Source organism: uncultured Rossellomorea sp., from assembly GCF_947488365.1.
Taxonomy (GTDB): domain Bacteria; phylum Bacillota; class Bacilli; order Bacillales; family Bacillaceae_B; genus Rossellomorea.
In genome coordinates this window covers 22374-44479 of record NZ_CANKZT010000007.1, presented here as the reverse complement: position 1 = coordinate 44479, position 22106 = coordinate 22374, and the positions used below count along the sequence as shown (strand labels likewise).

Annotated in this window: 18 protein-coding genes and 1 riboswitch; of the genes, 13 read left to right on the top strand and 5 right to left on the bottom strand. The window is 42.2% G+C overall.

The features are described from left to right. Positions 1–102 precede the first annotated feature (102 nt). Positions 103–1644 carry an FAD-dependent oxidoreductase gene (locus Q1B03_RS19050; RefSeq protein WP_299745294.1) on the bottom strand — a complete coding sequence of 514 codons (1542 nt, stop codon included), beginning with the start codon at positions 1642–1644 and terminating at the stop codon, positions 103–105. Positions 1645–1767: 123 nt separating this feature from the next. Next, complete coding sequence (locus Q1B03_RS19045; RefSeq protein ID WP_299745622.1) at positions 1768–2628, bottom strand: bifunctional 5,10-methylenetetrahydrofolate dehydrogenase/5,10-methenyltetrahydrofolate cyclohydrolase; 861 nt, start codon at positions 2626–2628, stop codon at positions 1768–1770. A gap of 40 nt (positions 2629–2668) precedes the next feature. Continuing rightward, a riboswitch (ZMP/ZTP riboswitch) is annotated at positions 2669–2765 on the bottom strand. Between the two features lie 195 nt (positions 2766–2960). On the opposite strand from Q1B03_RS19045, the gene Q1B03_RS19040 reads away from it, so the two are divergent. The 6 genes from Q1B03_RS19040 to Q1B03_RS19015 all read left to right on the top strand — a co-directional run bounded on the left by Q1B03_RS19040 (position 2961) and on the right by Q1B03_RS19015 (position 8409). Next, positions 2961–3695, top strand: a complete 735-nt coding sequence (locus Q1B03_RS19040) for an SDR family NAD(P)-dependent oxidoreductase (RefSeq protein ID WP_299745292.1) — start codon at positions 2961–2963, stop codon at positions 3693–3695. After that, the gene (locus Q1B03_RS19035; RefSeq protein ID WP_299745289.1) at positions 3649–4707 is read left to right on the top strand and encodes an S-adenosylmethionine:tRNA ribosyltransferase-isomerase; all 1059 of its coding nucleotides are present in this window, start codon (positions 3649–3651) and stop codon (positions 4705–4707) included. Before Q1B03_RS19040 ends, Q1B03_RS19035 begins: the two co-directional genes overlap by 47 nt. Before the next feature lie 11 nt (positions 4708–4718). Further along, the gene (locus Q1B03_RS19030) at positions 4719–5075 is read left to right on the top strand and encodes a VOC family protein (protein ID WP_299745286.1); all 357 of its coding nucleotides are present in this window, start codon (positions 4719–4721) and stop codon (positions 5073–5075) included. Between the two features lie 400 nt (positions 5076–5475). Beyond that, on the top strand, positions 5476–6120 hold the full coding sequence (locus tag Q1B03_RS19025; protein ID WP_299745281.1) for a YitT family protein: 645 nt from the start codon (positions 5476–5478) through the stop codon (positions 6118–6120). 219 nt (positions 6121–6339) lie between these two features. Continuing rightward, positions 6340–7095: a DNA alkylation repair protein gene (locus Q1B03_RS19020; RefSeq protein WP_299745278.1), complete on the top strand. Its 756-nt coding sequence runs from the start codon at positions 6340–6342 to the stop codon at positions 7093–7095. Positions 7096–7230: 135 nt separating this feature from the next. Then, positions 7231–8409 carry a MalY/PatB family protein gene (locus Q1B03_RS19015; protein WP_299745275.1) on the top strand — a complete coding sequence of 393 codons (1179 nt, stop codon included), beginning with the start codon at positions 7231–7233 and terminating at the stop codon, positions 8407–8409. A gap of 43 nt (positions 8410–8452) precedes the next feature. On the opposite strand, the gene Q1B03_RS19010 is transcribed toward Q1B03_RS19015, so the two are convergent. Then, on the bottom strand, positions 8453–10102 hold the full coding sequence (locus Q1B03_RS19010) for an L-lactate permease (protein WP_299745272.1): 1650 nt from the start codon (positions 10100–10102) through the stop codon (positions 8453–8455). Positions 10103–10407: 305 nt separating this feature from the next. Between Q1B03_RS19010 and Q1B03_RS19005 the strand changes: the two genes are divergently transcribed. The 6 genes from Q1B03_RS19005 to Q1B03_RS18980 all read left to right on the top strand — a co-directional run bounded on the left by Q1B03_RS19005 (position 10408) and on the right by Q1B03_RS18980 (position 17913). Further along, positions 10408–11598 (top strand): glycine C-acetyltransferase, encoded by a 1191-nt coding sequence (locus tag Q1B03_RS19005; protein WP_148996291.1) that lies wholly within the window; start codon positions 10408–10410, stop codon positions 11596–11598. Positions 11599–11703: 105 nt separating this feature from the next. Beyond that, positions 11704–12645 carry an L-threonine 3-dehydrogenase gene (locus tag Q1B03_RS19000; RefSeq protein WP_299745266.1) on the top strand — a complete coding sequence of 314 codons (942 nt, stop codon included), beginning with the start codon at positions 11704–11706 and terminating at the stop codon, positions 12643–12645. A 260-nt stretch (positions 12646–12905) separates the two neighbouring features. Next, positions 12906–14456 (top strand): hypothetical protein, encoded by a 1551-nt coding sequence (locus Q1B03_RS18995; RefSeq protein ID WP_299745263.1) that lies wholly within the window; start codon positions 12906–12908, stop codon positions 14454–14456. 32 nt (positions 14457–14488) lie between these two features. Then, positions 14489–15754, top strand: a complete 1266-nt coding sequence (locus tag Q1B03_RS18990; RefSeq protein ID WP_299745261.1) for an ATP-binding protein — start codon at positions 14489–14491, stop codon at positions 15752–15754. A gap of 58 nt (positions 15755–15812) precedes the next feature. Beyond that, entirely contained in the window at positions 15813–16478 is a 666-nt protein-coding gene (gene pgmB, locus Q1B03_RS18985) for a beta-phosphoglucomutase (RefSeq protein ID WP_299745259.1), read from the top strand. A gap of 106 nt (positions 16479–16584) precedes the next feature. After that, on the top strand, positions 16585–17913 hold the full coding sequence (locus tag Q1B03_RS18980) for a cytochrome P450 (RefSeq protein WP_299745257.1): 1329 nt from the start codon (positions 16585–16587) through the stop codon (positions 17911–17913). 351 nt (positions 17914–18264) lie between these two features. On the opposite strand, the gene Q1B03_RS18975 is transcribed toward Q1B03_RS18980, so the two are convergent. After that, positions 18265–19623 carry a YjiH family protein gene (locus Q1B03_RS18975; RefSeq protein WP_299745255.1) on the bottom strand — a complete coding sequence of 453 codons (1359 nt, stop codon included), beginning with the start codon at positions 19621–19623 and terminating at the stop codon, positions 18265–18267. A 692-nt stretch (positions 19624–20315) separates the two neighbouring features. On the opposite strand from Q1B03_RS18975, the gene sda reads away from it, so the two are divergent. Further along, on the top strand, positions 20316–20447 hold the full coding sequence (gene sda, locus Q1B03_RS18970; protein ID WP_082051344.1) for a sporulation histidine kinase inhibitor Sda: 132 nt from the start codon (positions 20316–20318) through the stop codon (positions 20445–20447). A 144-nt stretch (positions 20448–20591) separates the two neighbouring features. Here the strand turns inward: sda and Q1B03_RS18965 are convergent, their stop codons facing one another. After that, a complete protein-coding gene (locus tag Q1B03_RS18965) occupies positions 20592–21905 on the bottom strand; it encodes a short-chain fatty acid transporter (RefSeq protein WP_299745252.1) in 1314 nt (437 codons plus the stop codon). Between the last annotated feature and the right edge of the window lie 201 nt (positions 21906–22106).

Here is a 22106-nt window from a genome sequence, read left to right as displayed (position 1 = left end):
TCTGTGAGATACGACAAAATATGTCAAATACTTTGGAAATCCGGTTTATTTCCCAGGCTATATTCGACAATAATCGGAAGCTTCCTTCCAGAGGTCCGTCCCTCAATCGGTCACTTCAAACCTGGTGAGAGGTTTCTTCGCAGGGCCTTCAATCACATCCCCATCAATGGAGAAACGGGATCCGTGACAAGGACAGTCCCATGTGTGGTCACCGTGGTTCCATTCGGTTTCACAGCCGAGATGGGTGCACGTAGTGTCTACGACGTGCAGCTTTCCTGTTTCATCCCGGTATCCACCACAGCGTCGCCCGTTCAGGTTCACGACATCGCCCTCGCCTTTTTGTAGCTCCTGTACCTTTTTAGTTGGGACTTGAAGCTTTCCTTTAATAAGTTGTCCAGCCACATTTATATTCTCTTTAAAGAAATGCTTAATGCTAGGGTCGGCAACAAATCGGGAAGGAGTGTACACATCAGCATAAATATGATGATTTCCTAAAATCTGATCAGATAGGATCTGCCCCGCTAGAGAACCGGATGTCATTCCCCATTTTTTAAAACCCGTCGCTACGAAAATGGATGGATGTTTTTCCGTTAACTTACCGATGTAGGGTACTTTATCTAGTGTAATGAGATCTTGAGCAGACCATCTGTAACGTACCTCTTCTACTCCAAGGACTTCCTCTCCGAACTCCTTCAGTGCATTGTAATGCTCCAATGTATCTTTACCTTGTCCCGTTTTATGATTATCCCCACCGATTAATATAAGCTTTTCCCCATTTTCATCGTCTTCAGAACGGAGGGAACGGGTAGGGTCTTCTGCACTTAAGTACATGCCTCCCGGGTAATCCTTTTTCGCTTTCACTCCAAGGATGTACGAGCGTTCGGCATACATTTTTGTGAAATAGAAGCCCATGCCATCATAAAAAGGAAAGTGAGAGCAGATGACTACATGCTCGCTATCCAGGTGATATCCATCATCCGTCACCACTTGTGTGGAGTCTCCTTCGTTAATGGTTTTAGCGGGTGTTCCTTCAAATATTTGACCGCCAAGTCCCGTATAAGAATCAATCAAGGCTTTTAGATACTTTAAAGGGTGAAACTGTGCCTGTTCTTTCATTACGACTGCGTTTTTAATGGATAAATCGATCGGGAGTTTTTCGATGAGCTCTCCCTGAATCTCTAACTTCTGATACGCCTCGTACTCCTTCTCGATTTTTGTGGCATATTGATCAGTAGTCGCGTAAACATACGAGTCCTCTTCTGTAAAATGACAATCTATCTTTTCGCTGGAAATCGTATCTTTAATAAACTGAAGAGCCTTTGTCTGAGACAGGTAGTATTTCTTTGCAAACTCTACTCCAAAATGCTGGATGAGTTCATCATAAATCAATCCGTGTTGTGCCGAAATCTTAGCCGTTGTATGCCCCGTTGTCCCGTTCAATAAGTGGTCAGCCTCAATGAGAGCCACTTTTTTCCCGCCTTTAGCTAACAGATAGGCAGTGGTGATACCTGCAATCCCTCCGCCAACCACGGTTACGTCCACTTTTATGTTTTTATCAAGCTTTTTAAATAAGGGGAGTTTAGCCGTTTCCCTCCAATAGGGTTCCGGTGTTTCGGAAAATGCATTTTGATGATGTGTGTCCATATGAACGCTCCTTTATCTTTCTATTCCTTACCATTCTTTCCTGAAATGTAGAAAAAATAAGTCCGAAATAGCAAAAAAAGAGACTGGCTCTCCTAAACGAGTCAGTCTCTTGAAATTTAAGGATTATGAATTTTGTAGGACAGAACCATATTTCTCAGCAGAATCAACGGTTTGTTTTAATAGCATGGAGATGGTCACCGGGCCAACTCCACCTGGTACAGGGGTAATCGCGCTCGCTTTTTCATAGCATGCGTCGTAATCGATGTCTCCGACGTTCCCTTTGTTATAGCCCGCATCAAGAACGACAGCACCTTCTTTTAACCAATCCCCTTGAATGAAGTTAGGTTTACCGACTGCTGCCACCACGATATCTGCAGTAGCGAGAATGTCAGGCAGATTCTCTGTATACGAATGACAGGTCGTCACCGTTGCGTTTCGATTCAACAGCATCATGGATACAGGCTTTCCTAGAATCGGACTTCTTCCTACTACGACAGCGTGTTTACCTTCAAGGGATACACCGTAGTAATCGATGATGCTCATGATCGCGGCAGGTGTGCAAGATGGATATTCACCAAACCCAAGAGAGTTTTGACCGAACCCGAGGCTTGTGACTCCATCAACATCTTTCTCAATGGAGATTGCTTCAAAAGCAGCACGTTCATCAATGTGGTGAGGAACAGGGTGCTGCAAGAGAATGCCATGAACGGAAGAATCTTGATTAAGCTCCCGGATCACGTCCAACAATTCAGTTGTTGTCGTTTCCTTAGGAAGATGAATCCTTCTTGATTCCATTCCGATCTTCGCGCACGCATTGCCCTTCATCTTCACATACGTAGCAGAAGATGGATCGTCTCCAACAAGCACCGTGGCAAGGCATGGGGTAGTACCATTCTCCTTTAATACAGCGACTCTCGACTTTAGGCTTTCCTTTACCTCAGATGCAACAAGTTTCCCGTCTAATACTAGTGGTTCCACTGCAATCCCTCCTGATTATAGTAAAAGAAGACAAGGGTATCCCCTTACCTTCTGCCCAGGCGAACGGCTAATGGCTCATGATTTATAAGATTCGCAGCTCCCTTGTGGTTGATTCCACATTTTCGCCAGTCACTGCTCTATTTATTTTCAATTTGATTATAACACGAATATAAAATATATTTCTAGTATTAATGTTCGTGTTTTTATGAAACTACATCAAAAGGCTGATAGCTTGCTACATCTAATTTTCTATTCCCCATGACCACTTATAGACGATTTGTCGAAAGGAGATTTTTCATAAACTGTGAGTAATAAGAGTTATGAAAGGGGAAATAAAGATGTTGAAAAGCAAAGTAGTCATGATAACCGGAGCTTCAAAAGGGTTGGGAAGGGCCCTTTCCCTACAATGTGCCAAGGAAGGAGCAAAGCTTGCGATCTGTGCACGAACGAGTGGACCCCTTCGGGAGTTGGAGAAAGAATTGATAGCGTTAGGGGCAGAAGTGGTAGCCTTGGAAGCAGATGTTTCTGATTCCAGGGATGTAGACCGTTTTGTTTCTGTTACGGAGGAAGTATTGGGAAGAGTCGATGTTCTTTTTAACAATGCATCTGTCTTTGGACCTGGTCCCCGCCTTCTGGCTGATTATCCTGAAGAAGAATTCCTTGAGGTGCTAAGAATCAATGCATTGAACCCATTTTTAGTAACGAAAAGAGTCCTGCCGGGAATGATCAGCCGGGGTAAAGGATCAATCATAAACTTAACATCAGAAGCGGGTAAAACAGGCTTTGCTGAGTGGGGGGCATACGGAATTTCTAAATTTGCCGTCGAAGGATTGACTCAAACATGGGCCGACGAACTCAGTGATACAGGGGTAAGGGTGAATATGGTCGATCCAGGGGAAATGGATACGGACATGCACGACAAGGCTGTCCCGGAATGTGATTATCCCCTTGCGAACCCTCATGATCACCTTGACCTCTTTTTATATCTTGCTTCCGACGCTTCAGAACATGAGAACGGGAATCGATTTGAAGCACTGGAATTTCAGTGGAATCGAGGCGGGGAGAATGAATGAACTGGCTAAGACCTTTGATATCCCATCCCATTTAAACGCATCGACTCCCATTGAGCTTCAAGGATTCGAGCGAGACGAAGTAAAACTGATGGTGTTGAACCGGGAGACCGGTAAATGTGATCATACCCAATTCAAGCAGTTACCCGAATTTTTAAATAGGGGGGACGTACTGGTTTTAAACAACAGCCGGACCATTCCTGCCTCTCTCAAAGGGAAGCAAGGAAACAGGCAGTTCGAAGTTCGTTTATCCAGAAAAGTAGATGATAACTGTTGGGATGCGCTTATCATAGGAGACTTCCATCAAGCGGGGGAACCGATTTGTTTTTCAGAGGGAGTCCGGGCAAACATGGTGGGTGAGGGAAGTGAAAAACCACTTGTGCAATTGGAATTTAACAGGAGTGGTGTTGAGCTTTTTGATTTTATTTACAGAAACGGAGAGCCGATCCGTTATGAATATATTGATAGTCCTTGGCCACTTGATTGCTATCAAACCGTATATGGATCAGTCCCTGGATCTGTGGAAATGACATCTGCCGGAAGGGCATTTTCTTGGAAGTTGATACAATCCTTGAAGCAGAAGGGAATTGAGGTCGTGTTCATACAGCTTCACGCAGGCTTGAGCTATTACGGAAATGATCGCTGGCCGACACCAAAAAATCATCCGGAAGAATACCATGTAGGTTCAGGGACAGTGGACCAAATCCTCAAGGCAAAAAAGAGTGGGAAGCGGGTCATTGCAGTGGGCACTACAGTCGTTCGTGCCCTTGAGACCATCATGACGCAATATGGACAGTTAAAGCCTTCTGAAGGGATAACAAACTTATATATATCGGGGGATACCCCCCTTCAACTCGTAGATGGCCTCATCACGGGGCTCCATGAACCGGAAGCGAGTCATCTGGATCTCTTAAAGGCTTTTATTTCAGAGGAAAAATTAATGAACGCCTATCAAACTGCTCTGTTAAAAAACTATAAATGGCATGAGTTTGGCGATATGAATGTAATTTTGTAAGGAGAATGGCTATGAGAATTCATCATATGGGAATGAATGTAAAGAGTTTAGGGCGGTCGAAGGAGTTCTATCAATCTTACTTTGGGTTTGAAGAGGAAACGTATTTCGAATGGGGGTGTGAGAAGATACTATTTATGAAAAAGAACGATTGTCGGTTGGAGCTCATCGAAGAGCTTGGGGAGGATAACGGTTCGAAGCGGACATTTCTTCATTTAGCCTTGGCAGTCATCGATCTGGAAACGGAGATTGCTCTATTAAGGGAGAGCGGGTTAGTACCTGTTGAGGGTCCAGTTGTACTTGAAAATGGCTGGAAAGTGGTCTTTTTCTTTGGACCTGACGGGGAAATTATAGAGCTGGTTGAAGGGTAGAGAATTTTTTTGATGAGCTGCGTTGATTTCATGGATTTTCCACCATGATTTCTATTGTTTTATCAATGAAGAATGAGGATTTAAGTGGTTTTAATGTGTTCTCTGCTTTTTTTCGAGGCGCAGCTTAGTGAATCCAGCCGAAATGGGCGATAATCCAGCCGTTTTTCGTGAAAATCCGGCGGGAATGGTCATAAATCCAGCCGTTTTCAATGAACATCCGGCCGAACTCACAAATAATCCAGCCGATTAACAAAAAAATGTAAAAAAAGAACAGGCACAATACCCTGAATGAATTATCCCCACCAACCCCATAGGTTTTATGAAATTTTTTTGTTTCTTATTCTGTGATACATTTATCCGGGTAATAAATGAAATGACTATGGTGTAGGAAGGGATTTTCATGAATAGAGAATTTGTATTACGTTGGTCGTTCTTCTTTACTGGCCTCCTTGTACTTGCGTTTGGCATAAGCTTGACGATTAAAGGGAAAGACCTTGGGATCGGACCTTGGGATGTGTTTCATTATGGGCTCTTTAAGCAGCTTGGATTGACGATTGGCACATGGTCCATCATTGCAGGATTTTTGATCTTATTCGTGACAGGTATCGGAACAAAGACATTTCCTAAAGTCGGAGCCTTTATAAATATGTTGTTAATCGGTATTTTCATAGATTTATTTAATTATGTACTTCCTGACCCTCAATCGTTATTGGCACAGTCGATTGTGTTTGCGATTGGGATTGTGGTAATCGGGTACGGTATCGGATTATATGTGTCAGCTGACTTGGGGGCAGGACCCCGTGACAGTCTGATGCTGCTCGTAGTTGAGAAGACGGGCTGGAAAGTTCAGTGGGTACGGAATGGAATGGAGATCATTGTGTTTTTCTTCGGCTGGTTACTGGGTGGTCCTGTCGGGATCGGGACGGTCATTATCGCACTGGGACTCGGTTCCATCGTCGGGTTTTCATTACCTCAAAGCAAAAAGCTTCTTCACTTTTTCCTTATGAGACAACTGACAAAAAGAGACAATCCTTTAGCTAGCTGAGGGTTGTTTTTTTTGTTTAAAAAAGGTTTTTTACCCGATATTAAAGAAGTATGAAGAGAGTTCTGCAGACGGGAGATGTTTTGATTGGAGAATATGCTGGATGATCAATTTAGTGGGAAGGAACCTGTTAAGAAATGAAAGAGCTGGTAGACTACTGTTATCTCTGTCAGAAGCCTCTTTATTGTTTAGACGGCTTTTTTAACGGTGTGCAAAAGGAGAATGGAAAAAGCAGTTGTTTTGAATGCGAAGAACAAAATCAAAAAGGGGAGAATAAGGATGGGGCATGAGTATTCAGATAAAATCATCACTCTATTAAAAAATCATCAAAATAGTGAAAATCGAGAAGCCATGGAAGCGTATATGAGGAATCAATTTCAGTTCTTTGGCATTAGGACCCCGGAGCGAACGGCGTTACTGAGGGATTTTCTAAAGGAGAACGGTAAGCCACCGGTTGAGGAATTACCTGACATTGTTCGTTCCCTTTGGTCTGAACCGCAAAGGGAGTGTCAGTATATCGGTCTTTCCCTTCTGGACAAACAATCCAGATATTTAACGAAAGACCACCTGCCATTTTTGGAAGAAATCATCACAGATAAATCCTGGTGGGATACCATCGATCATATTGCTCCCAATCATGTAGGGAAAATCTATCAAACGGAAGAAGATGACGCATACTTAGAGAAATGGATTCATTCCGATAATATGTGGTTGAATCGGATCTCTATTTTGCATCAATTGAAATATAAAGGAAAAACAGATCAGGATCGTTTGTTCAGATACATATTATTGCATAATGAATCAAAAGAATTTTTTATTCAGAAGGCGATTGGCTGGGCGCTCCGGGAGTATTCAAAAACGGACCCGGAAGCGGTACAGCAATTCATTGAATCAGAAAAGCTGGCACCGTTAAGTAAGCGGGAAGGAATGAAGCATATCCACAGAAGGGCCGGGGAAGGGAAAACCGTTGAAAAGTAGTGAGTGTATTAAGCATTTGGACATGACACTCATCTAATGTAAGTAAGGGGGATTCCTATTTTTAAATTAGGTATTCACCCCGTCCTCAATCTGGTATAAAGTAAGGACAGATATATGTGAGAGGGGTATTAGGATATGAATTGGAATGATTGCATCGAGAGAACAAACACTCACTCTGTGAAATGGTCGTTTCCTGCCGAGGATGTAATTCCTATGTGCATTGCAGATATGGACTTTCAAGTGTCGCCTGCCATTGTCGAAGCCATGAATCGCAAGGCTCAGCATGGCATATACGGTTATACGACATTTAGTGATCGATACTTTGAGTCTGTCATTTCATGGTGGAAGAGGCGCTTCCAAATGGATATAGAGAAAGAGTGGATCAGCTTTAGCCCAGGAATCATTCCGGGTATCAATGTATTGTTGTCCGTGTTAACGGAGCCTGGAGACGGTGTAATCATTCAGGATCCCGTTTATTATCCTTTTTACAGTACGATCGAGAACCATGGCTGCTCGGTTATGAAAAATACGTTGCTCTATCGTGATGGAGTATACTCGATCGATTTTGACGACTTGGAAGAAAAGGCGCGTCATCCCAGAACGAAACTTCTTATTCTCTGCAGTCCTCATAATCCTGTTGGACGGGTATGGACGAAAGAGGAATTAATGAAAATTGGTTCGATCGCTAAGCGGCATGACCTATGGATCATTTCAGATGAAATGCATGGGGACCTGGTATACAAAGGATATGAACACGTTCCTCTGTTTAAAGGGGATGAAAGCTTAGTAGAACGCAGTATTCTATGTGCGGCTCCAAGTAAAACCTTTAATATCGCGGGGCTTCAAACCTCCATCCTGCTCATACCGAACAAAGACCTGAGAGATAAGTATAATGAAAAGCTTACAGGCTATGGACTGATGAGACCGAATGTGTTTGGGATTGAAGGAACGATTGCGGCTTATGAGGAAGGCGAACCTTGGCTAAATGAGCTATTAATGGTGCTTGAAGAGAATAAACAATACGTGCTGAATTATCTGGATCAGCACCTTCCAGAGCTGAAAGCAATCCTCCCGCAAGCCACTCACCTTATTTGGATTGATTGCACGGAATTAGGAATGACAGGTGAAGGGCTGTGTACGTTTTTCTTAGAAAAAGCGAGGGTGAAGTTTGATGAAGGCTTTAAGTTTGGGCAGAGCGGACACTCGTTTGTCAGAATGAATATTGCCTGTCCGAAAGAGCGGATCGACTTGGCATTAAGGAGAATGCACGAGGCGATACTCGAGTACAGGGTCAACCGAAAGGTCATAAAATAAAGAGAGGATGAACAAATGGATGTCATTTGTTCATCCTTTCTTTTTAAAAGAAATAAAGCACGAGAGCACCGATACTCCCTGACAACAGAACGTATAATAACATCGGAACAACAGTTATCCGGATGATCTGACCTTCTTTTCCACTAAGCTGAACAACAGATGCAGCAGCAACTACATTCAGCACACATACCATATTTCCAGCGTTTGCTCCAAGTACCTGTAAGGATAAAACGGTTTGCGGATCTGCTCCGATTTGATCGGCAACACTAAACTGAAAGAGAGAAAACATCATGTTACTAAACGTTGCGCTTCCAGAGATAAACGAGCCGAGTGCACCGATGAGAGGAGCGACAAAAGGCCATCCTTCCCCCACTAAACCCGACACTAAAGTGGCAAGTTCCATTGGCATACTCACTAAATCACTTTCATTGACACCGGAATTAATGAAAATCCTTACCATGGGAACGGCAGCCATTAATGAGATGATACTTCCTTTAATCGTAAATAAAGATTGTCGGAACGTCTCTTTCATTTGTGGCTTGCTCATTTTATGAATCATGAATGTCAGTGCCATGACCAATACAAAGATTGTACCAGGAAGGTAAAGTGGCTCAAACTGAGTGGAAATGCCTGTTCCTAAAATATTGCTCCATCCTACTTTGACGCTTCTTAGCCACCCTTTAACAGGTAGAAGATCCAATCTTGTTAAAACCAACAGGAAAGCGACAAGCAAGTAGGGAATCCAAGCTAACCATATCGGCATTTTCCTCCCAGGAACGGATCCTGGAACAGGAACTTCTTTAGGGTGCGTTTCAAAGTCCCAAACCTCATCTGGTAATAAGAAGCCCCGCTTCGCTGCAGGAACGACGATCAGCAGGCCGACTAGTCCACCGATAATGGAAGGAAACTCTGGTCCTAAGAAAGTGGCTACCAGTAAAGCCGGTAATGTAAACGATAGACCTGCAAAAAGAGAGAACTTCCACAGAGCAAGCCCATCTTTAAAGGAGCGCTTCGGACCGAAAAAACGGGTCAGCATCACGACAAGCAATAGAGGAATGAAGCTTCCTATGAACAAATCGATACTCACAGCTTGACTGGCTACACCGCTTAAATAATCCATCATAGGTTGAGGTCCCACGGTTTGTTCCACTTGCCCTGCAAGGTTTCCTCCCTGTCTCAATCCTTGATCGATCCCTACCATAACGGGAGTACCCACCGCACCGAACGATACGGCACTGCTATCTGCAATAAGAGCGAGAGAAACGGCTGCGAGGGGCGGAAACCCTAACGCAACAAGCAACGGGGCTGCCAGGGCCGCAGGCGTTCCAAATCCAGCGGCACCTTCAATAAAAGAGCCGAATAACCAAGCGATTATTATGACCTGCACACGGCGGTCCGGGGAGATTATAGAAAATCCATTTCGAATGGTTTCCATGGCTCCGCTGTTTTGCAAGGTATTCAAAAGCAAGATCGCTCCAAAAACGATCCAAAGAATAGTGAAAGCAATGATCATTCCTTCAACCGTGGCAGCACTGATCTGTATCAGTGGGATTTTCCAGAATACAATACTTAAAATGACAGTCAGTAAGAAGCTGACAGGCATCGCAACAGAAGCGGGTAACCGCAGAATAACAAGAAATATGAGAACGGCTAATACTGGGGTCAATGAAGTTATGAGTTCAAAAACAGACATTTCCATCACCTGCTTTAAGATTATATGTTTATTCTATTATAAGTTTGTGAAATTATTCACATAATATGTGGATAGTTTATGACAGATGAAGAAAAGATAGTAGATTATTGTTTTGATTAATTGCATGAAGTAGCATATAGAAACACAAACTAAATCGATAAGATATATTTTGTCCATCACAAAAAAACATGTTAAACTAAGAAGCAGAATAATCATTAGCAATCATAAAGAATCAACTGATAAATTTTGTGTTTTTGGAGTGGACATTTGTTTTTAAAACGCTTACATAACAGGAGGATAAGTACATGACAAGTAAAACATTAGATCATTTTCTACAAGAAAATCTTGAGGATTTAAAATCAAGAGGATTATATAATGAGATCGATCCATTGCAAGGTGCAAACGGACCGATGATTACGATTAATGATAAGAAGCTTGTGAACCTTTCTTCTAATAACTATCTGGGGCTCGCTACTGATGAACGCCTTAAGAAGGTAGCGATCGAAGCGGTGAAAGAATACGGTGTAGGTGCTGGAGCTGTCCGTACAATTAATGGTACCCTTGATCTTCATGTGAAACTGGAAGAAAAGCTCGCGAAGTTTAAAGGAACAGAAGCCGCGATTGCATATCAATCAGGATTCAACTGTAATATGGCTGCCATTTCAGCGGTTATGGATAAGAACGACGCCATCCTTTCTGATGAACTGAACCATGCTTCCATTATTGATGGCTGTCGTCTTTCGAAAGCAAAGATCATCCGTTTTGGTCACTCAGACATGGAGGATCTTCGTGCGAAAGCAAAAGAAGCGAAGGAATCTGGTCAATACAACAAAATCATGATCATCACAGACGGAGTATTTTCAATGGATGGAGATGTATGTAAACTTCCTGAAATCGTTGAAATTGCTGAGGAATTTGATATCATGACGTATGTAGATGACGCTCACGGTTCGGGTGTCCTTGGAAAAGGTGCAGGAACGGTTAAGCATTTTGGCCTTTCAGACAAAGTGGACTTCCAAATGGGTACGTTATCGAAAGCAATCGGTGTAGTTGGTGGATACGTGGCAGGAACTCAGAACCTGATCGACTGGTTAAAGGTCCGCTCACGTCCATTCCTATTTTCTACATCCCTTACGCCGGCGGATGTAACGGCTTGTACAGAAGCACTTGACCTGATCATGAACTCCACAGAGCTTCAAGATAATATGTGGGAAAACAGCCGTTATCTGAAAGAAGAGCTGACGAAACTTGGATTTGACATTGGGAACAGTGAGACGCCTATCACTCCGGTTATCATCGGTGAAGAGCAGGCAACCCAGGACTTCAGTAAACGCCTATATGAAGAGGGTGTATATGCCAAATCCATCGTGTTCCCAACAGTACCAAGAGGAACAGGCCGTGTGAGAAACATGCCTTCAGCAGCACATACGAAAGACATGCTCGATCAAGCGATTAAAGCATATGAAAAAGTCGGTAAAGAAATGGGAATTATCTAATCCCGCTTTATGAATAACGTGATAGGGTATGGCTATAAAAGTCAGCCCTATCTGTATGAATATGAAATCATTCTATCACCATAGGGAAATGCAGGAGGAAATACGATGAAAAAGATTTTATTAACGGGTGCATTAGGACAAATTGGTTCTGAACTTACCAATAGACTACGGGAAGTATATGGTTCAGATAACGTTATTGCAACGGATATTCGTGAGACAGATAGTCCGGTTGTAAAGAATGGGCCATTTGAACAACTGGATGTCACGGATGCTCAAAGAATGTTTGATATCGCAAAATCAAATAATGTAGATACCATTATTCACTTGGCTGCTTTATTATCTGCAACAGCAGAAGCAAAACCTCTCCTTGCTTGGAATTTAAACATGGGTGGACTTGTAAATGCCCTGGAAGCAGCAAGAGAATTAGAATGTCAATTCTTCACACCAAGTTCGATTGGGGCATTCGGTCCAACAACACCAAAAGATTCAACTCCACAAGACACCATCATGCGCCCTACTACCATGTATGGAGTAAATAAAGTGTCTGGAGAACTTCTATCTGATTATTACTTCACTAAATTTGGTGTGGATACAAGAGGCCTGCGTTTCCCGGGACTGATTTCATATGAAACATTGCCAGGTGGTGGAACCACTGATTATGCAGTAGAGATCTATTATGAAGCAATCAAGAACAACCAGTATACCTCATACATCGGGGAAGGAACCTACATGGATATGATGTATATGCCCGATGCCCTTAATGCGATTATCGACCTTATGGAAGCGGATGGCTCAAAGCTTGAGCACCGTAACTCCTTTAATGTGTCAGCCATGAGCGTAGCACCTGAGGATATTGCAAAAGCGATCCGCGTCCACCAACCGGACTTTACGTTGGATTATAAGGTAGATCCTGTTCGCCAAGGCATTGCTGAAAGCTGGCCGAACGCCATCGATTCAAGCGCAGCCATGAACGAATGGGGATTCAAAACAGATTACAACTTAGCCAAAATGACAGCCGATATGTTAGAAAAGTTAAAAACGAAGTAAACAGAATGATTCCTGAGAAGCAATAGTTTCTTAGGGGTCTTTTTTTATTCCTTAAAAAGTATTCAACCTCTATCCAACTTAAAATTCTTAAATACGACAAAATATGACAATTGTTAATAGCAAATTGAAATGGAAATGGTATACTAAAAGGAAGCAACAAATCTCTGTTCCCCTCCCTTTTAGTGGGAAAAAATGGTGAAAACCTATATAAGTTATGCTAAAATTCAGAAGTCTAAGGATTTTACATAAGGGGGATTCAGATGAGAGAAAAGTTAAAAGTATTTGGTATACCTATAGGAATCATGCTCCTATTCATAGCTGCTTTGTTCTTTCACCAACTGCTATTAGTGAAAGAGTTACCTCAGCCCAACTGGAGCCGTTCTCTTCCATTCGATTTCACATCTAAAGAGAGACCACAGATTTTTCAAAACAATGGAAAGCTTTACTTGTCGAGCGAAGGGAAGGTCCACTCGTTTACAATCAATGAGGATATGCAAGTATCTGATGAAAAAGTCATGAAGACTAAGATTACTAGAGGTTATCCATTTTGGTCCAATGGGAATGATGTGATTTATTATAAAAATGGAGATCTGGTTCTGACTCAAAACAATGAGGATCAAATCCTCTCAGGAGATATTACAGGATTAGGAGCAGCCTCAAATAACGTTTATTATTGGAAGTACAATCAACTTTATGAATATAACATGCAAGAAGGTTCTTCTAATGAAATCTACACTTTTCAGTCTGAAATTTCTGATATTCATATAGGAGACAATGGAAGTGCCATCATTCAGGTAAAACAAGATGATACTCATGACTTCATCCACTATTTGAATGAAAACCGGGAAGTAAGTGAGAAGCCTTTTCTCCTGGTAAATACGGCACCGAATAAAAAGATGGATGGTTTAACATTTAAAGTAGCAGACGATCGGCTCACCTTGCTATATAATGAGAAATCACGCACTCAGGGCACACTGTCCTACAATGTATACAAGGTTCAGGTTCCATTAGAGGAACTGGGATCATCGATTTTAACCGGAAGTAAGATTGAATTTGAAAATAAAGATACCGGGGAAAAGTTGACGAGTCCTGGCGGGGTACAGTTTGTAAGCGTTGAGGGAGAAGATTCTGTGGTGTTCACTTCAGAAGGACAGCGGATTGGTGATAACAATGCGGTGAGCCTGTATTCGGCCCCTTTTCAAAATCAAGAAATCCTAGAAGGCTCTCCAATAAGCACGACAAAGCATGTCACATATTCTCCAGTGCAATTAACAGACGAGGCACTGGTTTGGTTTAATTATGATGGTGGTACATATGAACTATACGGGGCATCTCAGAACGATCAAGTTGTTTCAGAAAGTACGAACTGGTCAAACAGATCAGTGAAAGAAGCATTGAACAACGGCGTTCTCATGATGTTCAGCAGTCTGGTGACGATATTGACATCCTTTTACTGGGTGCTTCCATCACTCTTTTTATTAATATTATTGTATATATTCAGACCAAATGTGTTTGAAAAAGACGGGATCAGCTGGGCCGAGTATGCATCGATCATTATTTTTATGCTGATGCCGATCAGCTATACAGGCAATGCGATGAACGCTTATTTTTACCAGGTGGCTCCGGAATACTTTGTGTTTCCCGGAAGTGGCTACGCACTATTATTGGTGATTAGTGCGATCACCTGGGTAATCTGGAAACTAGGTCGTGATCCTGATTGGGGATCCTTTGCAGGTGCCTTTTACTTTATGGGAATCTATATATTATTTTATATTACTTCGATCGGTCCATATATATTTAACTTATTTTAACGAACAAAAGTATGAGTGAGACGGGTGACGGGATGAGAGAGAAAAAGAATCGCATAATGACACACACATTCTATAACAAAATAATGATCCTCATGGCTCTATTTGTCTTTCAGCTCACCGTTGTACTCATTCTGGATGAGCCATGGAATGTAATCGCAGCCCTTCTATCAGCCATTGTGGGGGGAACGGTTCTGGCTCTCTTATTAAGAGAAGGGAGATCGTTTCTGGCAGAGCATCAAAAATTACTGGAAGAAGAAAATCAGCTCTCTACTCTTCTTCATTCCCTGCCGGATTTTGTGTGCTTTAAGGATGGAGAAGGCCGTTGGTTAAAGGTCAATCAATTTGGTCGTAGGTTGTATAATCTTGAGGGAATCGATTATGTAGGAAAGACAGACCGTGATCTGGGGAAACTCGTCCCATTCTTTAAAGACGCCTTCGACTATTGTATTGACTCCGATGAACAATCGTGGAAAGCGGAAAAAGTAACGAGATGTGAAGAGGGATTCTACCTTCCGAACGGTGAATTCAAGACTTTTGATGTCATAAAAGTCCCATTATTTCATTCGAATCACACCAGAAAGGGATTAGTCATCATTGGCAGGGATATTTCACAGCAGAAAATAGCAGAAGAAATGCTATTAAGAAAAGAAAAGCTTTCTGTGGTCGGAGAACTTGCGGCAGGAATCGCCCATGAAATCCGAAATCCCCTAACAAGCATCAAAGGCTTCATTCAACTGCTGGAAGAGAATAAGCATGTACCGGACCATTATCTTACCGTCATGTCTTCCGAGATGGATCGAATCAATCAAATCGTCGGTGAGTTACTCATTTTATCCAAACCTCAAATGAGGGAATACCGACTCTTTGATATGAGTGAAGTTCTTCATTATGTGATCAAGGTAATGGGGCATGAAGCGATCCTTAAAGGAATATCATTAAATGTCCAAGTACCGTCATCTCCGATTTATGTATTTGGAGATAAGAATCAATGTGTACAGGTGTTTATTAATATTATTAAAAATGCGATCGAATCGATGGATGAAGGAGAAATCCATGTCGATTGGAACGTTCTGAACGATATGATCACCATTGCTATACAAGACCAAGGGGTTGGGATACCCCCTGATCGTCTAAAGAGACTGGGAGAGCCGTTCTTCACCTTGAAAGAAAAAGGGATGGGGCTCGGGCTGACCATTAGTCAAAGGATCATTGAAGACCATAAAGGGTCTATACTCATTGAATCAGAAATGAATAAAGGAACAAGAGTAGAAGTAACCTTGCCGGTGAAAAATAAGTGAAATCAAAGGCTGCCTCATATTGGTGCAGCCTTTTACTATGCAAACAGGAGGAAACCAAGTGACGAGGACATTGCAAGCTGTCATTTTTGATATGGATGGAGTCATCACAGACACCATGCCTTTTTATTTTCAAGCCAATCAAGAGCTGATGCGTCCCTATGGGATTCAATATACTGAGGAGCAAAATAATAAACTAAAGGGAATAGGTAGAAAAGAAACGGTCCAACATTTGTTGAAGGAAGGAAATGTTCAAGTTTCAGAGAAACAAATCACCGAACTGGCCAATAAGCGTAATGAGATTTATCTATCACTGATTTCAGAACTTACACACCAGCACGTTTTACCCGGTGTAATAGAATTTTTAGAAGAATTGATGAGAGAAAACGTACCTGTCGCACTTGCTTCTTCAAGTCGAAATGGACCCTATGTACTGGAGAAAGTAGGGTTACAGGAGTATTTTCCTGTCGTTATTGACCCGTCTTCTTTAAAAAAAGGAAAACCGGATCCCGAAATTTTCTTGAAGGCGGCATATGCTCTTGGGGTACCGGAAGAAAACTGTGTGGGCATTGAAGATGGCGAAGCAGGGCTGCAGGCTCTTCTGAATACGAAAATGTTTACAGTCGGAGTAGGGGCAGATGACTATATGAAACATGCTCATTGGACTATCTCTTCGACTAGTGAGCTCAGCCTGGAGCAGTTAAGGGAGCGGATGAAAAAGGATTAATGAATAGGAATGTACATGAATAGGATGAAAGGAGCGTTCATACGGGCTTGCTTGATTAGACATAGTTATTGGCTCTTATTCAGAGAAATAAAGGAGATGTGAAGTAATGTCGAAACCAACCGTCCTCCATTCCTTTCATCCATTAGGTCAGCTAGAACAATTCCGGAAGGATCCACTAGTGTTTTTAGAAAAGATGGCAAGGAAACACGAAGAGAAAGTTCAACTCCGTTTTGCCAATCGAACCGTTCATTTACTGATGTGCCCTGCATTGGTGAAAGAGGCACTCGTCACCCAGTCAGACTCCTTTCATAAATCAAAGCAATTCCGAGAACTGTCCCTATTGATTGGAGAAGGACTTGTGACGAGTGAGTCTCCGCTACATACAAAACAGAGAAAAACGATCCAACCTTATTTTACCCCGCGTCATATTCAGCAGTATATGACTGAAATGATCGAGTCTGCTTCTTCCATGATGGAAGGCTGGGAGATAAACTGTTCCCGGGACATCTCCAAGGATATGATGGAGGTTACCCTGGCGGTCATTACGAAAACCATGTTTAATATGGATGTAAAGGAAGGCCATCAGAAAGTTGGTGTGCACCTTGAAACCATTATGGAGACTGCTACAAAACGAATACGATCCTTCCTTAAGCCACCGCTATCTTGGCCGACTGCTGAGGTGAAGCAATATAAGACATCCATTCAAGAATTAAAGCGGGTGGTGGAGGAGATCATCCATCAAAAAGAGTATCATCGAGATGGGAAAAAGGATTTACTTCACGCCTTACTTCATGCCCGGGATGAGGAAGGCAACAGTATGTCCAGAAACCAGCTTATGGACGAAGTAATGACCATCTTTGTGGCTGGCCATGAAACGACAGCGAATCTCCTTTCCTGGTTCTTCCATGCGCTTGAGTGCGATAAGAAGGTGAAAGAACAAGTTTATGAAGAAGTCGATAGAGTGGTAGGAACCGATGAATTAAGTAGTGGGCATCTCTCGCACCTCCATTATACGCGGCAAGCACTTCAGGAAACACTACGCTTGTATCCTCCCGTTTGGATGTTTGGAAGAATCGCGGTTAAAGATGTTATGATTGGTCCTCACCATATCAAAGAAGGTGAGAATGTCCTTGTTTCACCATATCTGATGCATAGGAATGAGAAGTATTTCCCCGATCCTTCAACATTTGATCCTGAGAGATTTCTAGAGGCCAGATTGAAAAAGATTACGCCCTATGCCTACTTTCCTTTTGGGGGAGGACCCAGAGTCTGTATAGGAAATCACTTTGCCTTACAAGAGGCATTGATCATTGCTGCCTTATACGTGCAACGCTTTTCGTTTGAAATGTCCGTCAATCAGAAGGTGGAGTGTCATCCTCTCATTACGTTAAGGCCCAAAGGCGGAATAACTATGAAGGTAGGAAAAAGGGTATAACCGCTTGTAAGTAAAGTCTGTTTTGTAAAGGTTTTAGTAATACTTCTATCAATGCATATTAAGAATGTGGAAGCACAGAGTGGATTGTAGCGGAAGGCAATTGACTCCTGCGGGAAATAGAGGAAAGGTCGAGACCCCGCAGGGCAAAGCCCGAGGAGGCTTGACTTCCTCCCCGCGGAAAGCAATTGCCTGGAGCGGAAAGGAACGGTCAACGATTTTTTAACACTTACACTCATTTTATGCAAAGCAAATGGGTGAAAACCAGCGGTAAGCGAGTGACTGAAAAGTTTAATAGTAACAAAGGAAATAAAAAACCCAGGTTCAAATCTGAACCTGGGTTTCATTCATCCATCAAAAAATCATATGAGCAATCGCAACAATGACAAGTAAAGTCAAGAATGTACGCTGTAAGAAGATGATCACTAAGTCTTTGAAATCAACCGGAATCTTAGAACCTAGTAATAATCCACCCACTTCAGACATGTAAATCAATTGCGTTACAGATAAACAAGCAATCACAAAGCGTGTTAAATCACTCTCAATTCCAGATCCGAAGATGGCTGGAAGGAACATGTCTGCAAAACCGACAAGAATCGATTGAGACGCTTCTGCTGCTTCTGGAATTTGTAAAAGCTCCAGTAATGGAATAAGCGGCATACCGATGTATTCAAAGAACTTCGTGTTTTCCGCTACAATAAGCGCCGTTGTACCGATTGCCATAACAATTGGTGCAACACCCATCCACATATCCAACACATTCTTCATGCCGTCAGTGAAAAATTTAGAAGTACTGTTGTTGTTTTTTGCTTGAACAAGGGCTTGCTCGTATCCATAACCAACGCGGCTATAGCCTTCTGGAATGACCTCCATCGTGTTCTTGCCTTCTTGTCCATTATAGTATGTGTCAGGCTTACGGGATAGAGGCGGGATTCGTGGCAGTACAATTGCTGCAATAATTCCTGAAAGAGCTACTGTAAGGTAGAAAGGAATGAAATAATCCCCAAGACCAACCTCTGAAATGACGACTAAACTAAAGGTAATGGATACAACGGAGAAGGTCGTACCAATGATTGCTGCTTCCTTCTTGGTGTAGTACCCTTCCTCATACTGTTTGCTTGTCAGTAGCACCCCGATGGTTCCATCTCCCAACCAGGAAGCTAAACAATCGATGGAGGAACGTCCTGGCAGACCGAATACGGGCCGCATCACTCTCGTTAAGAGAGCACCGAATAATTCAAGTAAACCGAAATTTAATAATAAAGGTAGAAAAAGTCCGGCAAATAAAAATACAGAGAAAAGAATGGTAAGAAGTCCATCCGGGTTTAAAAGGAGTCCACCCGTTGCGTCAGACCATACCCATTCAGGTCCTAATTTGAATAGCGTCATGATTGCAAACACAGCACCAAGGACTCTGACAAAAACCCATACAGGTCTCACATCGAATAGGCTCGTGAAAAACGGTGATTTTTCAATAAAGGCTGGATGTAAGAGCTTTGTGATCAACGTTCCTAATACGGTAAGGATGATTAGTCCCGTCATGATCGCAGGTATATAACTACCAATCCAGTCCTGTAATAGCCCTGAAAGAACCGCGATTGGTATCGTGATTCCGTCTTCCTGTGGAATCGGCACCATAAAAAGAAAAATTCCCAATAGGGAAGGAATGATAAATCGTAAATGACTTGTTAATGTAAAGCGATGTTGATTCATAAATTCACCTCAGATGTAGTTATAACGGAAAATGAAACATTATTCATTTTAATGCATACATATAAATTTGTCCATAGGAAGTTCTCAGTAGGGAGATTATGCATTACCTAGCTGTTTTTCCCAAAAGGTGTGAATGTGAAACATGAAATGCCGAATGTTCGATCTTGTAAATAATGTATACGAAAAAGAAAGCGCTATCTTTCAGTACCTCTCTATTTTACTAAAATTTTTAAAAATTTCAATTATAAGCTGAAAAACATTTCACTTATTTATTTTCATAGAGTTAAATATAGGATTTTAGGATTAAAATAAATGCTCTTTTCACAATGATTGTTGTTTTTTAACATATTCTCTACTAACCTTAAATAAGGTTGTTTGCTAAAATTCTTGTTTTACTGATTTCCATTAAGGATACATGCTCAGAGAGTTGATTGGAGCGGAAGGAGGCTCGACTCCTGCGGGAATAGCTGGACAGGTGAGACCCCGGAGGCACAGCCGAGGAGGCTCACCGCCAGCCCCGCGGAAAGCGAGCCTCCTGTAGCGGAAATCAACTATTACTTTCTAATCTATAATAGTAAAAAATTATACGAAAAAAGACAAAATAAATAATTAAAAATCTCGATAAAGAGGTTTATATGTTGGTTAAGAGGGTATTAGGAATTCATACCTTTGTTAGTCAGGAGTTGTAATCAATGACATCTTTAACAAAACTTACGGAAGAACAATTGGCTAATGTCTACCAATTAGCACAAGAAGAAGGATTAGAAGAAGAATTTATTGAGATGTTAGAAGGGGAGCTAGAGAGAAGAGAAAATGTTCGATAGAATGGAAGCCAATATAGAACATAATGAACGGTCATAGATAACGGCTGGTCTCTAAGGGGATCAGCTTTTTATTTTCATCAGAAGAAAACACCTTAAACTGTCTCACCAGAGGCGAAACGGTTCAAGGCGCTTTTGACTTTTATATTATAAGAATAATAGTCCCAATGAAATGACGACTCCACTAATGACAAGGATGATAACACAATATCCCATAATATCCTTTGCCTTTAATCCCGCAATTGCCAGAGCAGGCAATGCCCAGAATGGCTGGATCAGATTTGTCCAGGCGTCCCCCCATGCCACTGCCATAGCAGTCTTTGCGATAGAAGCATCAAGGGTTTGAGCGGCATCAAGCATAATGGGAGCCTGGACGGCCCATTGTCCTCCTCCTGAAGGGACAAAGAAGTTCACAATCCCGGCGCTGAGGAAAGCGAAGAAGTAAAAGGTCATATCATTTGAAATCGATACAAAGGCCTCAGACATCACGACAGCAAGACCTGATGCCGTCATCATCCCCATGATTCCCGCGTAGAAAGGGAATTGAATGACAATCCCGCTTGCGCCCTTGATCGCTTCTTGAACAGCCGCAAGGAACCGCTTAGGGGTCCCGTGAAAGAGAATGCCCAGGAATAAGAATAGAAAATTGACAATATCTAAATTAAGGGCGAAACCATTTTGAATAAAGTATGAGAACAGGAATGCAATCCCGAGAACGGCGACAATAATCGATAAAACCATACTGTTTTCCAGACGCTCAGCAGGTGTTAACGCCTCTTTTTCCAGAGTGGCAGCTGTCTCATTAAAGAGCTCGGGATCTACGGTTACGGTCTCTTCTTTTGACGGCATCAGCATTCGGTTGATGATGGGAAGAACAATGAATAGTGCTAAGACAATCAGGACATTGAACGTAGCGAATATCGTCTCACTCGTAGAGATGACACCGATCATATCCTGGAAAGGATGATCTGCAGTCGCGATGGATAACGGAATGGAACCTGAGAAACCTGCATGCCAGACAACAAATCCAGAATAGGCACTGGCAATGAGCAATCGGTAATCGACACCTTTCACCCGTTTGGCAAGCTCTTTCGCAAATAATGCCCCAATGACCAGCCCAAAGCCCCAGTTGATCCAGCTTGCAATCATAGAAACGATGGTAACGATGACAATCGCGGAACCGGGTGACTTCGCAAATGACGCCAGGAAACCAAGGAACCGTTTAAAAAGTGGACTGCTTGCCAGTACATACCCTGTAACAAGCACGAGAACCATCTGCATTGAAAAGGCAAGCAGGCTCCAAAAACCATTGCCCCAATACTGAACCATCTCAAGGCTCGAGCTATCAGTGAAAATAAGACCAAACCCAAATACAACCAATGTTAAAATGACAACAAATAAAAATGGATCAGGCAGATAGCGTTGCATAATCTTGTTCGATAATGATATAAGTGCTTTCATCTCATAATCCCCCTTATTTAATACACACCCTTTCTATTCTTCTATAATTGCGTGTGAAAACCCTTTCAATTAAGTGAATTAACAGAAAATTAACTCACGTGTATTAATTTTGTTAAGAGTAAGGTACATCAGTACAAGAGGATAAATAATTCATGATACAATGGCTAAATTAAGAATACTCAACCATAGAAAGGTGTCTGC